The 14,259-nt window shown below is 65.4% G+C and carries 16 protein-coding genes; 10 read left to right on the top strand and 6 right to left on the bottom strand.

The annotated features are described in order from the left end of the window. Positions 1–27 precede the first annotated feature (27 nt). Entirely contained in the window at positions 28–996 is a 969-nt protein-coding gene (locus MA07_RS03870) for a TAXI family TRAP transporter solute-binding subunit (RefSeq protein WP_052002813.1), read from the bottom strand. Between the two features lie 154 nt (positions 997–1,150). On the opposite strand from MA07_RS03870, the gene MA07_RS03865 reads away from it, so the two are divergent. The 6 genes from MA07_RS03865 to MA07_RS03840 all read left to right on the top strand — a co-directional run bounded on the left by MA07_RS03865 (position 1,151) and on the right by MA07_RS03840 (position 6,694). Beyond that, positions 1,151–2,728 carry a glucan biosynthesis protein D gene (locus tag MA07_RS03865; protein ID WP_036347263.1) on the top strand — a complete coding sequence of 526 codons (1,578 nt, stop codon included), beginning with the start codon at positions 1,151–1,153 and terminating at the stop codon, positions 2,726–2,728. A 92-nt stretch (positions 2,729–2,820) separates the two neighbouring features. Further along, positions 2,821–2,988, top strand: a complete 168-nt coding sequence (locus MA07_RS03860; RefSeq protein ID WP_244445149.1) for a hypothetical protein — start codon at positions 2,821–2,823, stop codon at positions 2,986–2,988. A gap of 3 nt (positions 2,989–2,991) precedes the next feature. Further along, positions 2,992–3,741, top strand: a complete 750-nt coding sequence (aztA, locus tag MA07_RS03855) for a zinc ABC transporter ATP-binding protein AztA (protein ID WP_036347218.1) — start codon at positions 2,992–2,994, stop codon at positions 3,739–3,741. 14 nt (positions 3,742–3,755) lie between these two features. Beyond that, positions 3,756–4,622 carry a metal ABC transporter permease gene (locus MA07_RS03850; RefSeq protein WP_036347215.1) on the top strand — a complete coding sequence of 289 codons (867 nt, stop codon included), beginning with the start codon at positions 3,756–3,758 and terminating at the stop codon, positions 4,620–4,622. A 20-nt stretch (positions 4,623–4,642) separates the two neighbouring features. Further along, positions 4,643–5,572 carry a metal ABC transporter substrate-binding protein gene (locus tag MA07_RS03845; RefSeq protein ID WP_036347213.1) on the top strand — a complete coding sequence of 310 codons (930 nt, stop codon included), beginning with the start codon at positions 4,643–4,645 and terminating at the stop codon, positions 5,570–5,572. A 159-nt stretch (positions 5,573–5,731) separates the two neighbouring features. After that, on the top strand, positions 5,732–6,694 hold the full coding sequence (locus MA07_RS03840; protein ID WP_152568710.1) for a GTP-binding protein: 963 nt from the start codon (positions 5,732–5,734) through the stop codon (positions 6,692–6,694). A gap of 33 nt (positions 6,695–6,727) precedes the next feature. Here the strand turns inward: MA07_RS03840 and MA07_RS03835 are convergent, their stop codons facing one another. Continuing rightward, positions 6,728–6,970, bottom strand: coding sequence for a hypothetical protein (locus tag MA07_RS03835; RefSeq protein WP_036347208.1), 243 nt, complete (start codon positions 6,968–6,970; stop codon positions 6,728–6,730). Positions 6,971–7,142: 172 nt separating this feature from the next. On the opposite strand from MA07_RS03835, the gene MA07_RS03830 reads away from it, so the two are divergent. From MA07_RS03830 to MA07_RS03820, 3 genes are read left to right on the top strand one after another with little or no spacing between them, the layout of a single operon-like run. Beyond that, complete coding sequence (locus tag MA07_RS03830; protein WP_036347206.1) at positions 7,143–8,150, top strand: WD40 repeat domain-containing protein; 1,008 nt, start codon at positions 7,143–7,145, stop codon at positions 8,148–8,150. A gap of 8 nt (positions 8,151–8,158) precedes the next feature. Further along, entirely contained in the window at positions 8,159–8,437 is a 279-nt protein-coding gene (locus tag MA07_RS03825; protein WP_244445148.1) for a hypothetical protein, read from the top strand. Between the two features lie 11 nt (positions 8,438–8,448). Then, positions 8,449–8,973, top strand: a complete 525-nt coding sequence (locus MA07_RS03820) for a DUF2937 family protein (RefSeq protein ID WP_036347204.1) — start codon at positions 8,449–8,451, stop codon at positions 8,971–8,973. Between the two features lie 6 nt (positions 8,974–8,979). Here MA07_RS03820 and MA07_RS03815 read toward each other — a convergent pair whose 3' ends face one another. Further along, positions 8,980–9,318: a hypothetical protein gene (locus MA07_RS03815; RefSeq protein ID WP_036347202.1), complete on the bottom strand. Its 339-nt coding sequence runs from the start codon at positions 9,316–9,318 to the stop codon at positions 8,980–8,982. 123 nt (positions 9,319–9,441) lie between these two features. After that, complete coding sequence (locus MA07_RS03810) at positions 9,442–10,869, bottom strand: homospermidine synthase (RefSeq protein WP_036347199.1); 1,428 nt, start codon at positions 10,867–10,869, stop codon at positions 9,442–9,444. Positions 10,870–11,120: 251 nt separating this feature from the next. On the opposite strand from MA07_RS03810, the gene MA07_RS03805 reads away from it, so the two are divergent. After that, on the top strand, positions 11,121–12,350 hold the full coding sequence (locus MA07_RS03805; protein WP_081928763.1) for an MFS transporter: 1,230 nt from the start codon (positions 11,121–11,123) through the stop codon (positions 12,348–12,350). A gap of 3 nt (positions 12,351–12,353) precedes the next feature. On the opposite strand, the gene MA07_RS03800 is transcribed toward MA07_RS03805, so the two are convergent. Together MA07_RS03800 and MA07_RS03795 are read right to left on the bottom strand one after the other, a co-directional pair. After that, complete coding sequence (locus tag MA07_RS03800; protein WP_036347197.1) at positions 12,354–12,926, bottom strand: N-acetyltransferase; 573 nt, start codon at positions 12,924–12,926, stop codon at positions 12,354–12,356. 127 nt (positions 12,927–13,053) lie between these two features. Beyond that, positions 13,054–14,208: a type III PLP-dependent enzyme gene (locus MA07_RS03795; protein WP_036347195.1), complete on the bottom strand. Its 1,155-nt coding sequence runs from the start codon at positions 14,206–14,208 to the stop codon at positions 13,054–13,056. Positions 14,209–14,259 lie beyond the last annotated feature (51 nt).

Raw genomic sequence — 14,259 nt, 5'->3', positions numbered from 1 at the left:
CGGCTTGATTGTCAATGAAGGCGCGGGTTACGAGCCCTGCTTCTTCACGCCCTTCTCGTCAAAGTAGCGCTGCGCGCCCGGATGCACAGGGATGGGCATGCCGGAGAGAGCGCTTTCCAGCTTGATGTCCTTGGCGGCCGCGTGGGCAGCCGACAGATCCGGCAGGCTCTCATAAAGCGCCTTGGTCATCTGGTAGACGGTCTCGTCCTTCACGCCGGAATGGGTGACGAGATAGTTCACAACGGCGGCCGTCTCTACGGGAGCCGTCTGGCCGCCATAGGTGTTCGCCGGGATCGTGGCCTTCACGTAGGGCGTGCCGACCTTCTCCACGACGGCTGCCGGAATCTCCACCACGACGATCGGCACCGAGGTGGCGAGGTCGCGGATGGACGAGACGCCGAGGCCTGCCGATTGCAGGGTGGCGTCGAGCTGGCGGTTCTTCATGAGCTCGACGGATTCGCCGAAGGGCAGATACTCGACCTTGCCGAGATCCTTGTAGGAGAGGCCCGCGCCCTGGAGGATCGCCCGGGCGTTGAGCTCGGTGCCGGATTTCGGCGCGCCGACGGAGAGGCGCTTGCCCTTAAGGTCCGCCAGCGACTTGATGCCGGATTCCTGCGTGGCGACGATCTGGATGTAGTTGGGGTAAATCGCCGTGATGCCGCGCAGCTTGTCGAGCTTGCCCTTGAAGCCGGCCTCCTCGTCGCCTGCCCAGCCCATGGCGAGGCTGTCGCCGAGGGTGAAGCCGATCTCGCCCTTGCCCTGCTGCAGGAGGGTGAGGTTCTCGACGGAGGCCTTCGTGGCCTGGACCGACGGACGGGACCCCTGAACCTTGTCGGTGAAGACCTTGGAGAGAGCGACGCCCAGCGGATAGTAGACGCCCGAGGTGCCGCCGGTCAGGACATTGATGAAGTCCTGGGCCTGGGCCGGGATGCTGGCTCCGGCCAGCGCGACGGCGGCCGCAGCGCCGATGAGGCGGCGCATGACTTTTCGATGCATAGCGTACTCCCTAATTTACGGCGCAGTCATCGCTGTGCCTGTGTGTGGGGCTAGATTGACCGCTGACGAAGATTTCTCAAGAGGCTAAGAGGGACTTAATCCTGCCACCTTGGTCGGTAGGGGTGCGTCCCTCCACAGATACATGCGCTCATCCATGATCAATCGCCGTCAGTTCCTCCAGACCGCAACCGCCACGGCCGCCCTGGCTGCTCAGGGCTTTTCCGCCTCCGCTCTGGCGCAGCAGGGCCTGAAGATGGGAGCTCCCGCGCCCTTCTCGTTCGAGGAGCTGAAGAAGCGCGCGCAGGACATGGCCCGCTCGGCCTATGTGGCGCCGCCGAGCCCCTCCCCGGAGGTGCTCTACCAGATCGATTACGATGCCCACGGCAAGATCCGGTTCAAGACGGACCTGGCGCTCTGGGCCAATGGCCCCAGCGAGTTCCCGGTCACCTTCTTCCATATGGGCCGCTTCTTCCAGAAGCCGGTGCGCATGCATGTGATCGAGGGCGGTCAGGCCCGCGAGATCATCTACGACAGCGATTATTTCGACATGCCGGCGGACTCGCCGGCTCACAAGCTCCCCGACAATTCCGGCTTTGCCGGCTTCCGCTTCCAGGAGGCCCGCACCGGAAAGCTCGACTGGAAGAAGAACGACTGGGTGGCCTTCCTCGGCGCCTCCTATTTCCGCGCCATCGGCGAGCTCTACCAGTACGGCCTGTCCGCCCGCGGCCTTGCCGTGGACGTGGCCGTGTTCGGCAGGAACGAGGAGTTCCCGGACTTCACCCATGTCTATTTCGAGACGCCGCAGCCCGGTTCGAACACGGTCACGGTCTATGCGCTCCTCGACGGACCGAGCGTCGCCGGCGCCTATCGCTTCGTCATGCAGCGGGCCGCCGCGATCATCATGGACATCGACAGCGCCGTGTACATGCGCCAGGACGTGAGCCGCCTAGGCCTTGCGCCCCTCACCTCCATGTACTGGTACTCCGAGAAGGCCAAGGCCACCGCGGTCGACTGGCGTCCGGAGATCCACGACTCGGATGGTCTGGCCATGTGGACCGGCACCGGCGAGCGCATCTGGCGCCCCCTCAACAATCCGCCCCGCATCATCACCTCGGCTTTTGCCGACGAGAACCCGAAGGGCTTCGGCCTGCTCCAGCGCGACCGGAACTTCGACCATTACCTGGACGGGGTCTATTACGACCGGCGCCCCTCCCTCTGGATCGAGCCGCAGGGCACCTGGGGCCGGGGCTCCATCCAGCTCGTCGAGATTCCGACCGACGACGAGATCCACGACAACATCGTGGCCATGTGGGTGCCGGCGGAGCCCGTCCGGGCCGGTCAGGCGCTCGAGCTGCGCTACCGCATGCATTGGTCGGCGGAGGAGCCCTATCCGACACCGCTCGCCCGGGTCATCGCCACCCGCTTCGGCAACGGCGGCCAAGCCGGCACCAACAGGCCGAAGGGCGTGCGAAAGTTCATGGTGGAGTTCATCGGCCAGCCCCTGACCCGGCTGCCGAGCGGCGTGATCCCCAGGCCCGTGCTCTCCGCCTCCCGCGGCGAGTTCTCGAACATCCTCACCGAGGCCGTGCCCAACAACGTGCCCGGACACTGGCGCACCCAGTTCGACCTGACCGTGACCGGAACCGAGCCGGTGGAGATGCGCTGCTACCTGCGCAACGAGAACGAGGTCCTGAGCGAGACCTGGCTCTACCAATATCATCCCGCTTTCTGACATTAACCCTGCGAAACCATATTGTTGAAGGGGGCGTATAAAATACTATACGCCCCTGGAAATCGGATGCGGATGGGGTTATGTTGGAGGCCATGTCACATGGCCATCACCATCACAGCCACACGCATGCCCACAAGCATCGGGCGGTCGCCGCTGCGCCGACCTTTTCGCTCCTGCGCCTCTCGGTCGGGCAGCGCCTGGCCGGAACGGCCATCGTGCTGGCGGGGTTATGGCTGATGGTTCTCGGAGTGATCGGGTAGCGCATGTCCGCAGCATCGACCGTCATCCGTTTCGATGAAGTCACGCTCGGCTATGGCCGCAGGCCCGCCGTGCATCACCTCGATGGGGAGATCCCGGCCGGCAGCCTCATGGCCGTGGTCGGGCCCAACGGGGCCGGCAAGTCCACCCTGCTCAAGGGGATCGTCGGCACGCTCAAACCCCTGGACGGCCATATCCGCCTGAAAGGCCCGGCCTCGGGCATTGCCTACCTGCCGCAGGCGGCCGAGATCGACCGCTCCTTCCCGCTCTCGGTCTACGACCTCGTGGCCATGGGCCTCTGGTCCCGCTCCGGCCTGTTCGGCGGCATCGCGCGCCGCGACCGCACCAGGATCGAGGAAGCGCTGGCGGCCGTGGGCCTGATCGGCTTCGAGCGCCGTCCCATCTCCACCCTGTCGGGCGGCCAGATGCAGCGTGCGCTGTTCGCACGCCTCCTCCTGCAGGATGCCCCAGTGATCCTGCTGGACGAGCCCTTTACCGCCATCGACGCCAAGACGACCGCCGACCTGCTCGACCTTGTCCGCCGCTGGCATGACGAATCCCGCACGGTCCTGGCCGTGCTGCACGATCTCGACATGGTCCGGCGCACCTTTCCGCAGACCCTGCTCATCGCCCGCGAGCCGGTGGCCTGGGGCGAAACCGGCGAAGTGCTGAGCCCGGAGAACCTCCTGAAGGCCCGGCGCATGGTCGAGGCATACGATCCCCATGCGGATGTGTGCCACCGCAGCGCCGCATAAGGCCGGCCGTTCCCATGCTCGACCTGTTCTACGCGCCTTTCGCCGAATTCGAATTCATGCAGCGCGCCCTTGTGGGCGTGATCGCCATTGCCCTCGGCGGCGGCCCGGTCGGCGTCTTCCTGATGCTGCGGCGCATGAGCCTCACGGGCGACGCCATGGCCCACGCCATCCTGCCGGGCGCCGCCGTCGGCTATCTTCTGGCCGGTCTCTCCCTGCCGGCCATGACGGTGGGCGGCTTGTTCGCCGGCGTGATCGTGGCGGTCGCGGCGGGTCTGGTCTCACGCTTCACGTCGCTCAAGGAGGACGCGTCGCTCGCCGCCTTCTATCTCCTGTCCCTGGCGCTCGGCGTCACCATCGTGTCGCTGCGCGGCTCGAACGTGGATCTCCTGCACGTGCTCTTCGGCACGGTCCTGGCGCTCGACGACAGCACGCTCCTGCTGCTCGCCTCCATCTCGACCGCCACCGTGCTGGCGCTGGCGGTGCTCTACCGTCCGCTCGTGCTCGAGTGCGTCGACCCGATCTTCCTGCGCTCCGTGAGCCGCTCTGGCACGCCGACGCACCTGATCTTCCTAGGCTTGGTCGTCATGAACCTCGTCGGCGGCTTCCATGCCCTCGGCACCCTGCTGGCGGTAGGCATGATGATGCTGCCGGCGGCCGCCTCCCGGTTCTGGACCAGCGACATCACCACAATGATGATCGTCTCCATCGCGGTCGGCATCGTCTCAGGGTTTAGCGGCCTGCTGCTCTCCTTCCATGCGGAACTGCCCGCGGGACCGGCGATCATCCTCTCGGCCGGCGCCATCTACGTCATTTCCCTCGTGCTGGGGCGCGAGGGCGGCCTGCTGTGGCTCGCCTGGCCCGGCCGGCATCTGGAAGCCTGACCTCTCAAAAGGACTGACCCATGCTGACGAGAAGATCTGCCGTATCCTGGCTGGCAGGATGCCTCACCCTTGCCGCGTTCTCGCTTCCGGCAGCCGCTCAGACGGCCGAGAAGCTGAAGGTCGTGGCCACTTTCTCGATCCTCGGCGACATGGTGCGCAATGTAGGCGGCGAGCGCATCGAACTGGTGACTCTCGTCGGCCCCAACGGCGACGCCCATGTTTATTCGCCGACACCGGCGGACGGACGCCGCCTGACGGAAGCGAAGGTGGTTTTCACCAACGGCCTGAAGTTCGAGGGCTGGATCGACCGGCTCGTCAAATCCTCCGGCACCAAGGCTGCCAGGATCGAGGCCGCCAAGGGCGTGAAGCCGCTGAAGAGCGAGGATAGCGGCCATGGTCACGGACACGACCACGGCCATGGCGGATCCGACCCTCACGCGTGGCAGAGCATCGGCAATGCCAAGATCTACGTGGCGAACATCCGGGATGCGCTGATCGCCGCCGATGCGCCGGGCAAGGACACCTACGAGGCCAATGCGAGCGCCTATCTCAAGCAGCTCGATGAGCTCGAGGCGGAAGTGAAGGGCCTCGTGGCCAGCATTCCCGCCGACCGCCGCAGGATCATCACGTCCCACGACGCTTTCCGCTACTTCGAGGATGCCTACGGCATCGATTTCGTGTCGCCCCAGGGCGTCTCCACCGAGTCCGAGGCCTCCGCCAAGGACGTGGCCCGGATCATCCAGCAGATCAAGCGGGAGAAGATCGCCGCCGTCTTCGTGGAAAACGTGTCGGACGCCCGCCTCATGGAGCGGATTGCCAAGGAGACCGGAGCCAAAGTCGGGTCCCAGGTCTATTCCGACGCCTTGTCCGAGGCAGGCGGTCCCGCCGGCACTTACATTGACATGATGAGACACAATATAAGAGCCTTCAGCGCGGCACTGTCGAGCTGATCAATCCACCCTCCCCTTGAGGGGGGAGGGTCGGAGCGCGCAAGCGCTCCGGGGTGGGGTGGCTGCGCGACCTCATCCAGTTTGGTGTTTCCACCCCACCTCGGCCTGTTCGGCCGATCCTCCCCTTCAAGGGGAGGATGAACGTTGCGGATGAACGCGATGACCGACAAGATCCCCGTCACCGTCCTCACAGGCTATCTCGGCGCCGGCAAGACCACCCTTCTCAACCGCATCCTCACCGAGCAGCACGGCAAGAAATATGCCGTCATCGTCAACGAGTTCGGCGAAATCGGCATCGACAACGAGCTCGTCGTCGGCGCCGACGAGGAAGTGTTCGAGATGAACAACGGCTGCATCTGCTGCACCGTGCGCGGCGACCTGATCCGCATCCTCGACGGGCTGATGAAGCGCAAAGGCAAGTTCGACGCCATCATCGTCGAAACCACGGGCCTCGCCGACCCGGCCCCCGTCGCCCAGACCTTCTTCATGGACCAGGACGTCTCCGACGCCGCCCGCCTCGACGCGGTGGTGACGGTGGCCGATGCCAAGTGGCTCTCGGATCGCCTCAAGGACGCGCCCGAGGCCAAGAACCAGATCGCGTTCGCGGACGTGATCATCCTCAACAAGATCGATCTCGTGAACGAGCAGGAGCTGAACGAGGTCGAGGCCCGCATCCGCGCCATCAATCCCTACGCCAAGGTCCACCGCACGCAGAACGCGGCGATTCCCATCTCCGAGGTGCTCGACCGCAAGGCCTTCGACCTCGACCGGATCATCGAGATCGAGCCTGACTTCCTGGAGGAAGGCCACCACCATCATCACGACGAGGAGATGCAGTCCGTTTCCGTGCACCACGATGGTGAGGTCGATCCGGAGAAGTTCATGCCGTGGATCTCGAACCTGACCCAGGTCGAGGGTCCGAACATCCTGCGTTGCAAGGGGATCGTGGCGTTCCCGGACGAGCCGAAGCGCTTCGTGTTCCAGGGCGTTCACATGATCCTGGACGGCGACGTGCAGGGCGAGTGGAAGCCGGGCGAGAAGCACACCTCCAAGGTTGTGTTCATCGGCCGCGACCTGAACGAAAAAGCGATCCGCGAAGGCTTCCTGGCCTGCGTGGCGTAAGGGAACCGGGAAGAATTGAAGAAGGCCTGCGGCTCAACTGGCAGCCTCACTGCCTTTCGCCAGGCAGTCCCTGACATAGGTTCTGCGAGCAGCCATCATCTGCTCGCGGACCTCGGGGAGCGTCTTGTCGCCGGTCCTGTAGATCAGGCGGGCATCCCTCTGGCAGGCGGCCTTCACAACCTCCCTCGTCGATGTGGCGCCGCGCTGCTCCTGGGCGGCAAGGCCCGCCGGCATGGCGATCGCGATGGCAAGGGTGATCAGAGGCAAAATCCGCATAATGTCGCTCATGATTCGAGAACGCGCATCATGGGTCTAACGTCCCCCTCGGCCTAAGGTGCAAAGGTTTTAGCTCTTCCGGAGATCCGCTTGGATCGGCCCCGGCGTTACGACGATCTTGCTCCTGTTTTGCTGATGTGTGCTATGGGCAGCCATCTGAAGGAATTGCTCGATGACCGCAGGAACCGCTCCATCCCTGACCCAAAGCGTGCTGCCCTTGAACGCAGGCGCGCATGTGACGGCCATCGGCTGGCTGAAGGGCACAGTGGCCCTCGGCCTCGGCGATGGCGGCGTCGTGCTGGCGAAAGAGGGCGAGACCCATCGCGTCGAGGCGCACCCGGATGCGGGGATTCTGGTCGGAGCCTGCGACGGCGAGCGCTTCGTCACCGGTGGCGACGATGGCCGTGTCGCCGTCACGGGTGCTGACGGCTCCACCAAAACCCTGGCGGAAAGCAAAGGCGCCTGGATCGATGCGCTTGCCGTCAATGCGGGCGGGGCCTTCGCCTATGCGGCCGGCAAGAAAGTCATGGCCCGCGACGACAAGGGGCGCGAGAAGGTTCTCGAGGCTCCCTCCACGGCCCGTGGCCTTGCCTTCGCGCCCAAGGGCTACCGGCTGGCGATCTCCCACTACAATGGCGCCACCCTGTGGTTTCCCAACGTGGAGGCGAAGCCCGAGGGCCTGGAATGGAAGGGCTCGCACATCGACGTCACCTGGTCGCCGGATGCCCGCTTCGTGGTGACCTCCATGCAGGAGAACGCGCTCCATGGCTGGCGGCTCATCCCCGACAAGGGGCACATGCGCATGAGCGGCTATCCGTCGAAGACGCGCTCCTTCTCCTGGTCCGGCGACGGGAAATGGCTCGCCACCTCCGGGGCGGAAGCCGCCATCATCTGGCCCTTCGAGTCCAAGGAAGGCCCCATGGGCAAGGCGCCCCGGGAATGCGGCGTACGTCCGGCCAAGGTCAGCCGGGTGGCCTTCCACCCGAACACCTATGTTCTTGCCGTGGGCTACGAGGACGGCTGCATCCTGCTGATCCGCCTCAACGATGCCTCCGAGCTTCTCGTACGCCCGGCCGTCAAGGGCAGCGGGATCACGGCCATGGCCTGGGACAAGGGTGGCCGGCGCCTTGCGTTCGGATGCGAGGACGGTCAGGCCGGCGTCCTGACCCTGCCCGCATGAGGTCGCCCGTGGCTCTCTTCGGCGCCTTCATGCGGGGGACCTTCGGTCTGCCCAAACCCGACAAGCAGGCGGTCGACCGCGTGAAGGAGCTCGCCCGCTCGGCTCTCCAGGCCGCGCCCGACACGGCCTTCGCGGTCAACGAGATTGCCTGCAACGATCCCGGCTGCCCAGGGCTCGAGACGGTCATTCTGGTGATGGAGCCGGGACAAAAGACCCGGGCGCTCAAGGTCGCCAAGCCCATCGACGAAGTCGCGGAACAGGATATCCTCGCCGCTCTTGACGGTTGAGGAGATCGAGCTTGCCCCGGATCGCCCGCATCGTTGCCTTCGGCCTTGGGCTCCTCGGCGGCGCCACCGCCTCCCAGGGGCCTGAATTTGCCCAGCAATACCGTCAGCGCGTTGGCGGCGCGGTCGACGAGCTGCGCCAGATCGTTCGGCGCTTCGACGCGGATGCTCAAGTCAGCGGCGAGACGCGGGAGAGCGCCATCGCGCGCCTGCGCTCCAACACGGACGATTTCGTCAGCCGCCAGGGCGCGGCCATGCAGGCCAATGTGGAGCGCCTGGGCCGCCTCGATGCGCACCGTACGGCGATGATGGAAGCCGGCTCCTTTTCCCGGATCGCCCTGATGGTCCGCGACGGGGACACGGATATTCTGGAGGCCGTATCTCGTGACTTCGAGCCGGCCCTGCCGGTGACAGAGGAGGGCGTCATCTCGGCAGCCGCCGGCTTCATCGCGGTCTGGGGCGGGTTGCTTCTGCTCTCAGGCTTCCTGCGCAGTCTCTTCCGGCGGCCGCGCCGGCCGCAGAAGGCGGTTCAGGCCTGAGGGTCCTCAGGCTTCGCGCTCCGGCTTGCCGGCGAGCACCACATAGAAGCCCAGACCATCCTGCCCCGGCAGGGTCTGCAGCCGGTCGATCCAGCCACGCTTCTTGGCCTCCAGCAGCGCCTTGCCGACCGGCTGGAACAGGGTCTCGCCTCCGCCCTCCGGCGGAGGGTCGAGGCGGATGGCGACCGATTTGGCCTGAGCGAAGCGGCTGCGCTCCAGCATGTCCTGGATCGAGGCAGCAGCCTTTTCCCGTGAGGCGCCGCGCAGATCGAGCACTGTGTCGGCATCCGTGACGCCAAGTCCGCCGCGGAGCTTATTGGCGTAGAATTCGTCGAAATGGGGCATGCTCGTTCCTCAGGTATCATTCCCGGCCGGAGCGCAGCGGAGAGGAAGGGGATCCATGGCGACAGCACGTGTCAGTGGATCCCCTTCCCGCACTTCGTGCGCCGGGGATGACAATGAAGGGTTTTACCGCACCAGAACGTTCCGGAACTGCCACGGATCGGACGAATCGATGTCCTCCGGGAAGAAGCCGGGGCGGTCTGTCAGCGGGGTCCAGTCCGTGTAGTAGCCGTTGACAGGTCCGAGATAGGGCATCTGGACCTCGAGGCAGCGGCGGAAATCCATCTCGTCGGCCTCGACGATGCCGGCATTCGGGTTCTCCAGCGCCCAGACCATGCCGGCGAGCACCGCGGAGGTCACCTGGAGGCCGGTGGCGTTCTGGTAGGGAGCCACGCGACGCGTCTCTTCGATGGAAAGCTGCGAGCCGTACCAATAGGCGTTCTTGCCGTGGCCGTAGAGCAGCACGCCGAGTTCGTCGACGCCGTCCACGATCTCGTTCTCGTCGAGGATGTGCTGCTCCTCCTGGAACTTGCCGGCGCTGCCGAACATCTCGTGCAGCGAGAGCACCGCCTCGTTGCAGGGATGGTAGGCGTAGTGGCAGGTCGGACGGTACACGGCCTTACCGTTCTCGCGCACGGTGTAATAATCCGAGATCGAGATCGACTCGTTGTGCGTGACCAGGAAGCCGTATTGCGCGCCGGGCGTCGGGCACCAGGTGCGCACCCGGGTGTTGGCGCCGGGCTGAAGCAGGTAGATCGCCTGCGCGTCCGGCCCGAGCGTGCCGGCATTCTCCGGCATCCATTGTTCGTGCGTGCCCCAGCCGAGTTCGGCCGGCTGCAGGCCTTCCGACACGAAGCCGTCCACCGACCAGGTGTTCACGAAGACCCCCATGGGCTTCTCTGATTTGGCGCGCTGCGTGTCGCGCTCGGCGATGTGGATGCCCTTCACGCCAACCTGGTGAGCAAGGCGCGCCCAGTCTTCGCGGCTCTTGGGCTCGTCATAGGCAATCCCGAGATCGCCCGCGACGTTGACCAGCGCCTGCTTGACGAACCAGGACACCATGCCCGGGTTGGCGCCGCAGCAGGACACCGCCGTGGTGCCGCCCGGATTGCGGCGGCGCGCCTCCATGGTCACTTCGCGCAGGGCAAAGTTCGTGCGCGTTTCCGGCCCCTTGCTCTTGTCGAAATAGAAGCCGGCCCAGGGCTCGTTGACGGTGTCGATGTAGAAGCAGTCCAGCGAGCGGCAAAGCTCCATGATGTCGACCGAGGACGTGTCCACCGAGAGGTTGACGCAGAAGCCCTGCCCGCCGCCTGCGGTCAGCAGCGGGGTCAGCAGCTCGCGGTAGTTGTCCTTGGTCACGGCCTGCTGGATGAAGCGGATGCCGCGTTCGTCGAGCAGTTCCTTGTGCTTCTCCTGCGGATCGATGACCACGAAGCGGCTCTTGTCATACTCGAAGTGGCGTTCGATGAGCGGCAGGGTGCCCTGGCCGATCGAGCCGAAGCCGATCATGACGATGGGGCCGCTGATGCGACCGTGAACGGGCCAAGTGGTCATCGGGTCTGTCTCCTTGCGAAAGCAGAGATGGAAAGAGGGTAACGCCGGATGGCGGATTCGGCCGCATCTAGGATTGAGGAGCCCCCGGGGTCAATGCCTGGGAACCCGGATGCGGATCAAAGGGCAATTTCCCTGAGGACCGCGAAGGCCGTGTGACGGACGTCATTCCTGCCATGCGGATTTGACCCTCGACATCGTGCAACAAGGCTTCATGATGGCCAGCCTTGGCATCTTCAGGCTGACCGCGACCGATGAAATTTCACCACCTTCTCATGCGCCATGGGCGCGTGATCGGGCTGGGCTTCGCCCTGACCTTCCTGTCCTCCTTCGGACAGACCTTCTTCATCTCCCTGTCGGGGCCCGACATCCGCAATGCCTTCGGGCTGACTCATGGCGCCTTCGGCTCCATCTACTCCCTGGCGACGCTTTCCTCGGGCCTGCTGATGATCTGGGTCGGCAGCGTCATCGACCGGGTCGATATTAGGCTCTACGCCACCACGGCCATGCTCGGGTTGGCGGCAGCGGCGCTCAGCCTGTCGCTCGCACCCAATGTGATCATGCTGGGCCTGAGCCTCTTCGCCCTGCGCCTCTTCGGCCAGGGTATGCTGAGCCATGCGGGCGTGATGAGCACTGCCCGTCTCGACGAGGGCGTGCGCGGCAGGGCTCTCGGCGTGGCGGCCCTCGGTTTTCCGACCGGCGAGGCACTCTTCCCCGCTCTTGCCATCACACTGATCGCGGCTATCGGCTGGACCGGCATGTGGCGCATCGCTGCCTTTGCGATCATCGCGGCCCTTGGCCTCGGCTGGCTCGCCGGGCTTCTCATCGGACGCAAGGATCCGGATCTCGGCGCGGCCGCGCGCAGAAAGATCGCACCTGAGGCAGGGCCGCGCTGGAGCGACACCTTGCGCGACTGGCGCTTTCTCGCGCTGGTCCCCACCATGATCGGCTACCCGGCCATCATGACGGCCTACTTCTTCCACCAGCGCTTCATCGCCGAGGTGAAGGGCTGGCCCTTGGAGCTTCTGGCAAGCAGCATCACGCTCTTCGCGCTGGTCTCCGTCGTGGTTGCCATGTCGGCCGGCAGTTTCGTCGACCGATTCGGGGCCGTGCGGCTCAGCCACTTCTATCTGGCCGGCATGACGGCGGCATCCCTCACGCTTGCCCTGTTCGACGCCCCGTTTCTGCCGCTCGTTTTCTTCGGGCTGATTGGTCTCACCTCGGGCTGCACCAACGTGGTGATCGCGGCCGTGCTGGCGGAACTGTTCGGCACCACGCATCTCGGCAAGATCCGCGCGCTGGCAGGTGCGATCATGGTGGTGGCATCGGCCGCGACTCCCGGCGCCATCGGGTTGCTGTTCGATGCCGGAATCAGCCTGGAGGCGATCTGCCTCGGCTTCGTTGTCTACATGCTGGCGGCGGCAGCCATCACATTCGTGCTGCCGAATCCGAGGGCCGCACGGTTGCGGCCCTCGGAAGGGTAGCGGTTAGTGGGCTGAGCGCAGGCCGGTCCAGGCACCCTGCGCGGCAGCGGCCACGAGAGCGCCGAGATCCGGCTTCTGCTCCAACGTACCCGTCGCGGACACGAGCCCGCGCGCGCCGTCGAGAGAGCCCTCTTCAAGCTCCAGCGCGAGGAAGCGGCCGCGCTCGTAGGGACCCGGCAGCCAGAGCGAGCCGGTCTTCTCCGTGGAGAAGCCGAAGCGCTCGTAATAGGGCGCATCGCCCACCAGCAGCACTGCCTTGTGGCCGAGTTGGCCCGCGCGCTTGAGCGCCTCGCGCATCAGCTTTCCGCCGAGACCGAGGCTCTGGACGGATGGATCGATAGCGATGGGGCCGAGCATCAGCGCCGGACGATTCGGACCGGCCGAGACGTGCCACAGACGCACGGTGCCGATGATCTCACCGTCGCGGTCGATGACGAGCGACAGGCCGTCGGCCGGAAGCCTGCCCTCGCGCAGGCGCTCGCAGGTCTTCTGGAACCGGGCGGGTCCGAAGCAGGCATCGAGCAACGCCTCGCGCGCGTCGACATCGTGGAAGGTTTCTTCGCGAATCGTGATCATGGCCGTGGCCTCCCAATACGTGGGGTGAGCGACAGCCCTCGCACCGGCTTGAACTCAAGCCGGCCGTCCGGGACAACTTCTTTGGGGTTGGTGCCTGCCCCATTTCGCGGGACAGGCAGGACGTGAGTTAGATCACGTAGGACTTCAGCGGCGGGAAGCCGTTGAACGCGACCGCCGAGTAGGTGGTCGTGTAGGCGCCCGTGCCTTCGATCAGTACCTTGTCGCCGATCTCCAGCGAGATGGGGAGCGGGTAAGGCTCCTTCTCGTAGAGAACGTCGGCCGAGTCGCAGGTGGGTCCTGCAAGCACGCACGGCACCTTGCGGTCGTGATCGTGCTCCGTGCGGATCGGGTAGCGGATCGACTCGTCCATCGTCTCGGCGAGACCGCCGAACTTGCCGATGTCGAGATAGACCCACCGCACCTCGTCCTCGTCCTGGCTCTTCTTCGAGATCAGGACGACTTCGGCTTCGATCATGCCGGCGTTGCCCACCATGCCGCGGCCCGGCTCGATGATCGTCTCCGGGATGCGGTTGCCGAAGTGCTTCGACAGCGCCCGGAAGATCGACTCGCCATAGGCTTCGACCATCGGGACCGTCTTCAGGTACTTGGTCGGGAAGCCGCCGCCGAGGTTGACCATCGACAGGTTGATGCCGCGGTGCGCGCATTCACGGAAGATCGCGGAAGCCGAACCCAAAGCCTGGTCCCAGGCTTCGGTGTTGCGCTGCTGCGAGCCCACGTGGAACGACACGCCGTAAGCCTCGAGGCCCTGACGATAGGCATGCTCCAGCACGTCCACGGCCATCTCGGGCACGCAGCCGAACTTGCGGGAGAGCGGCCACTCGGCGCCGGCGCCGTCGCACAGGATGCGGCAGAACACCTTCACGTCGGAGGCCTCAATGCCGGCCGTCTCGGCCGCGCGAGCGATCTTCTCGACCTCGACCTCGCAGTCGACCGCATAGAGGCGCACGCCAAGCTCGAGCGCACGAACGATGTCGCGCTCCTTCTTGATCGTGTTGCCGAACGAGATGCGGTCGGGCGTGGCGCCGGCGTCGAGCGCAAGCTGGATCTCGACCACGGAGGCCGTGTCGAAGCACGAGCCGAGCTCGGCCAGGAGCTTGAGCACCTGCGGTTCCGGGTTCGCCTTCACGGCGTAGAACACGCGCGTGTCGGGGAGCGCACGGGCAAACTTCGAGTAGTTGTCACGCACGACATCGAGGTCGACGACCACGCACGGGCCGTCCTCACGTCGGTTGCGCAGAAATTCACGGATGCGCTGAGTCATGGCGCTCTCCCCACCAAAGGTTCAATGGAGGTCTTGTGGAGCCTCCGGATT

It is taken from the genome of Microvirga sp. BSC39 (genome assembly GCF_000739015.1).
In the GTDB taxonomy this organism is placed as follows: Bacteria; Pseudomonadota; Alphaproteobacteria; order Rhizobiales; family Beijerinckiaceae; genus Microvirga.
The sequence above is the reverse complement of the archived record's forward strand: the minus strand, read 5'-3'. Positions and strand labels throughout refer to the sequence as shown.

Bases quoted from the DNA above. Each gene is read 5' to 3' on its own strand.
- MA07_RS03870 (WP_052002813.1), bottom strand. From the start codon at position 996: ATGCATCGAAAAGTCATGCGCCGCCTCATCGGCGCTGCGGCCGCCGTC.
- MA07_RS03865 (WP_036347263.1), top strand. From the start codon at position 1,151: ATGATCAATCGCCGTCAGTTCCTCCAGACCGCAACCGCCACGGCCGCC.
- MA07_RS03860 (WP_244445149.1), top strand. From the start codon at position 2,821: ATGTCACATGGCCATCACCATCACAGCCACACGCATGCCCACAAGCAT.
- aztA (WP_036347218.1), top strand. From the start codon at position 2,992: ATGTCCGCAGCATCGACCGTCATCCGTTTCGATGAAGTCACGCTCGGC.
- MA07_RS03850 (WP_036347215.1), top strand. From the start codon at position 3,756: ATGCTCGACCTGTTCTACGCGCCTTTCGCCGAATTCGAATTCATGCAG.
- MA07_RS03845 (WP_036347213.1), top strand. From the start codon at position 4,643: ATGCTGACGAGAAGATCTGCCGTATCCTGGCTGGCAGGATGCCTCACC.
- MA07_RS03840 (WP_152568710.1), top strand. From the start codon at position 5,732: ATGACCGACAAGATCCCCGTCACCGTCCTCACAGGCTATCTCGGCGCC.
- MA07_RS03835 (WP_036347208.1), bottom strand. From the start codon at position 6,970: ATGCGGATTTTGCCTCTGATCACCCTTGCCATCGCGATCGCCATGCCG.
- MA07_RS03830 (WP_036347206.1), top strand. From the start codon at position 7,143: ATGACCGCAGGAACCGCTCCATCCCTGACCCAAAGCGTGCTGCCCTTG.
- MA07_RS03815 (WP_036347202.1), bottom strand. From the start codon at position 9,318: ATGCCCCATTTCGACGAATTCTACGCCAATAAGCTCCGCGGCGGACTT.
- MA07_RS03810 (WP_036347199.1), bottom strand. From the start codon at position 10,869: ATGACCACTTGGCCCGTTCACGGTCGCATCAGCGGCCCCATCGTCATG.
- MA07_RS03805 (WP_081928763.1), top strand. From the start codon at position 11,121: ATGAAATTTCACCACCTTCTCATGCGCCATGGGCGCGTGATCGGGCTG.
- MA07_RS03800 (WP_036347197.1), bottom strand. From the start codon at position 12,926: ATGATCACGATTCGCGAAGAAACCTTCCACGATGTCGACGCGCGCGAG.
- MA07_RS03795 (WP_036347195.1), bottom strand. From the start codon at position 14,208: ATGACTCAGCGCATCCGTGAATTTCTGCGCAACCGACGTGAGGACGGC.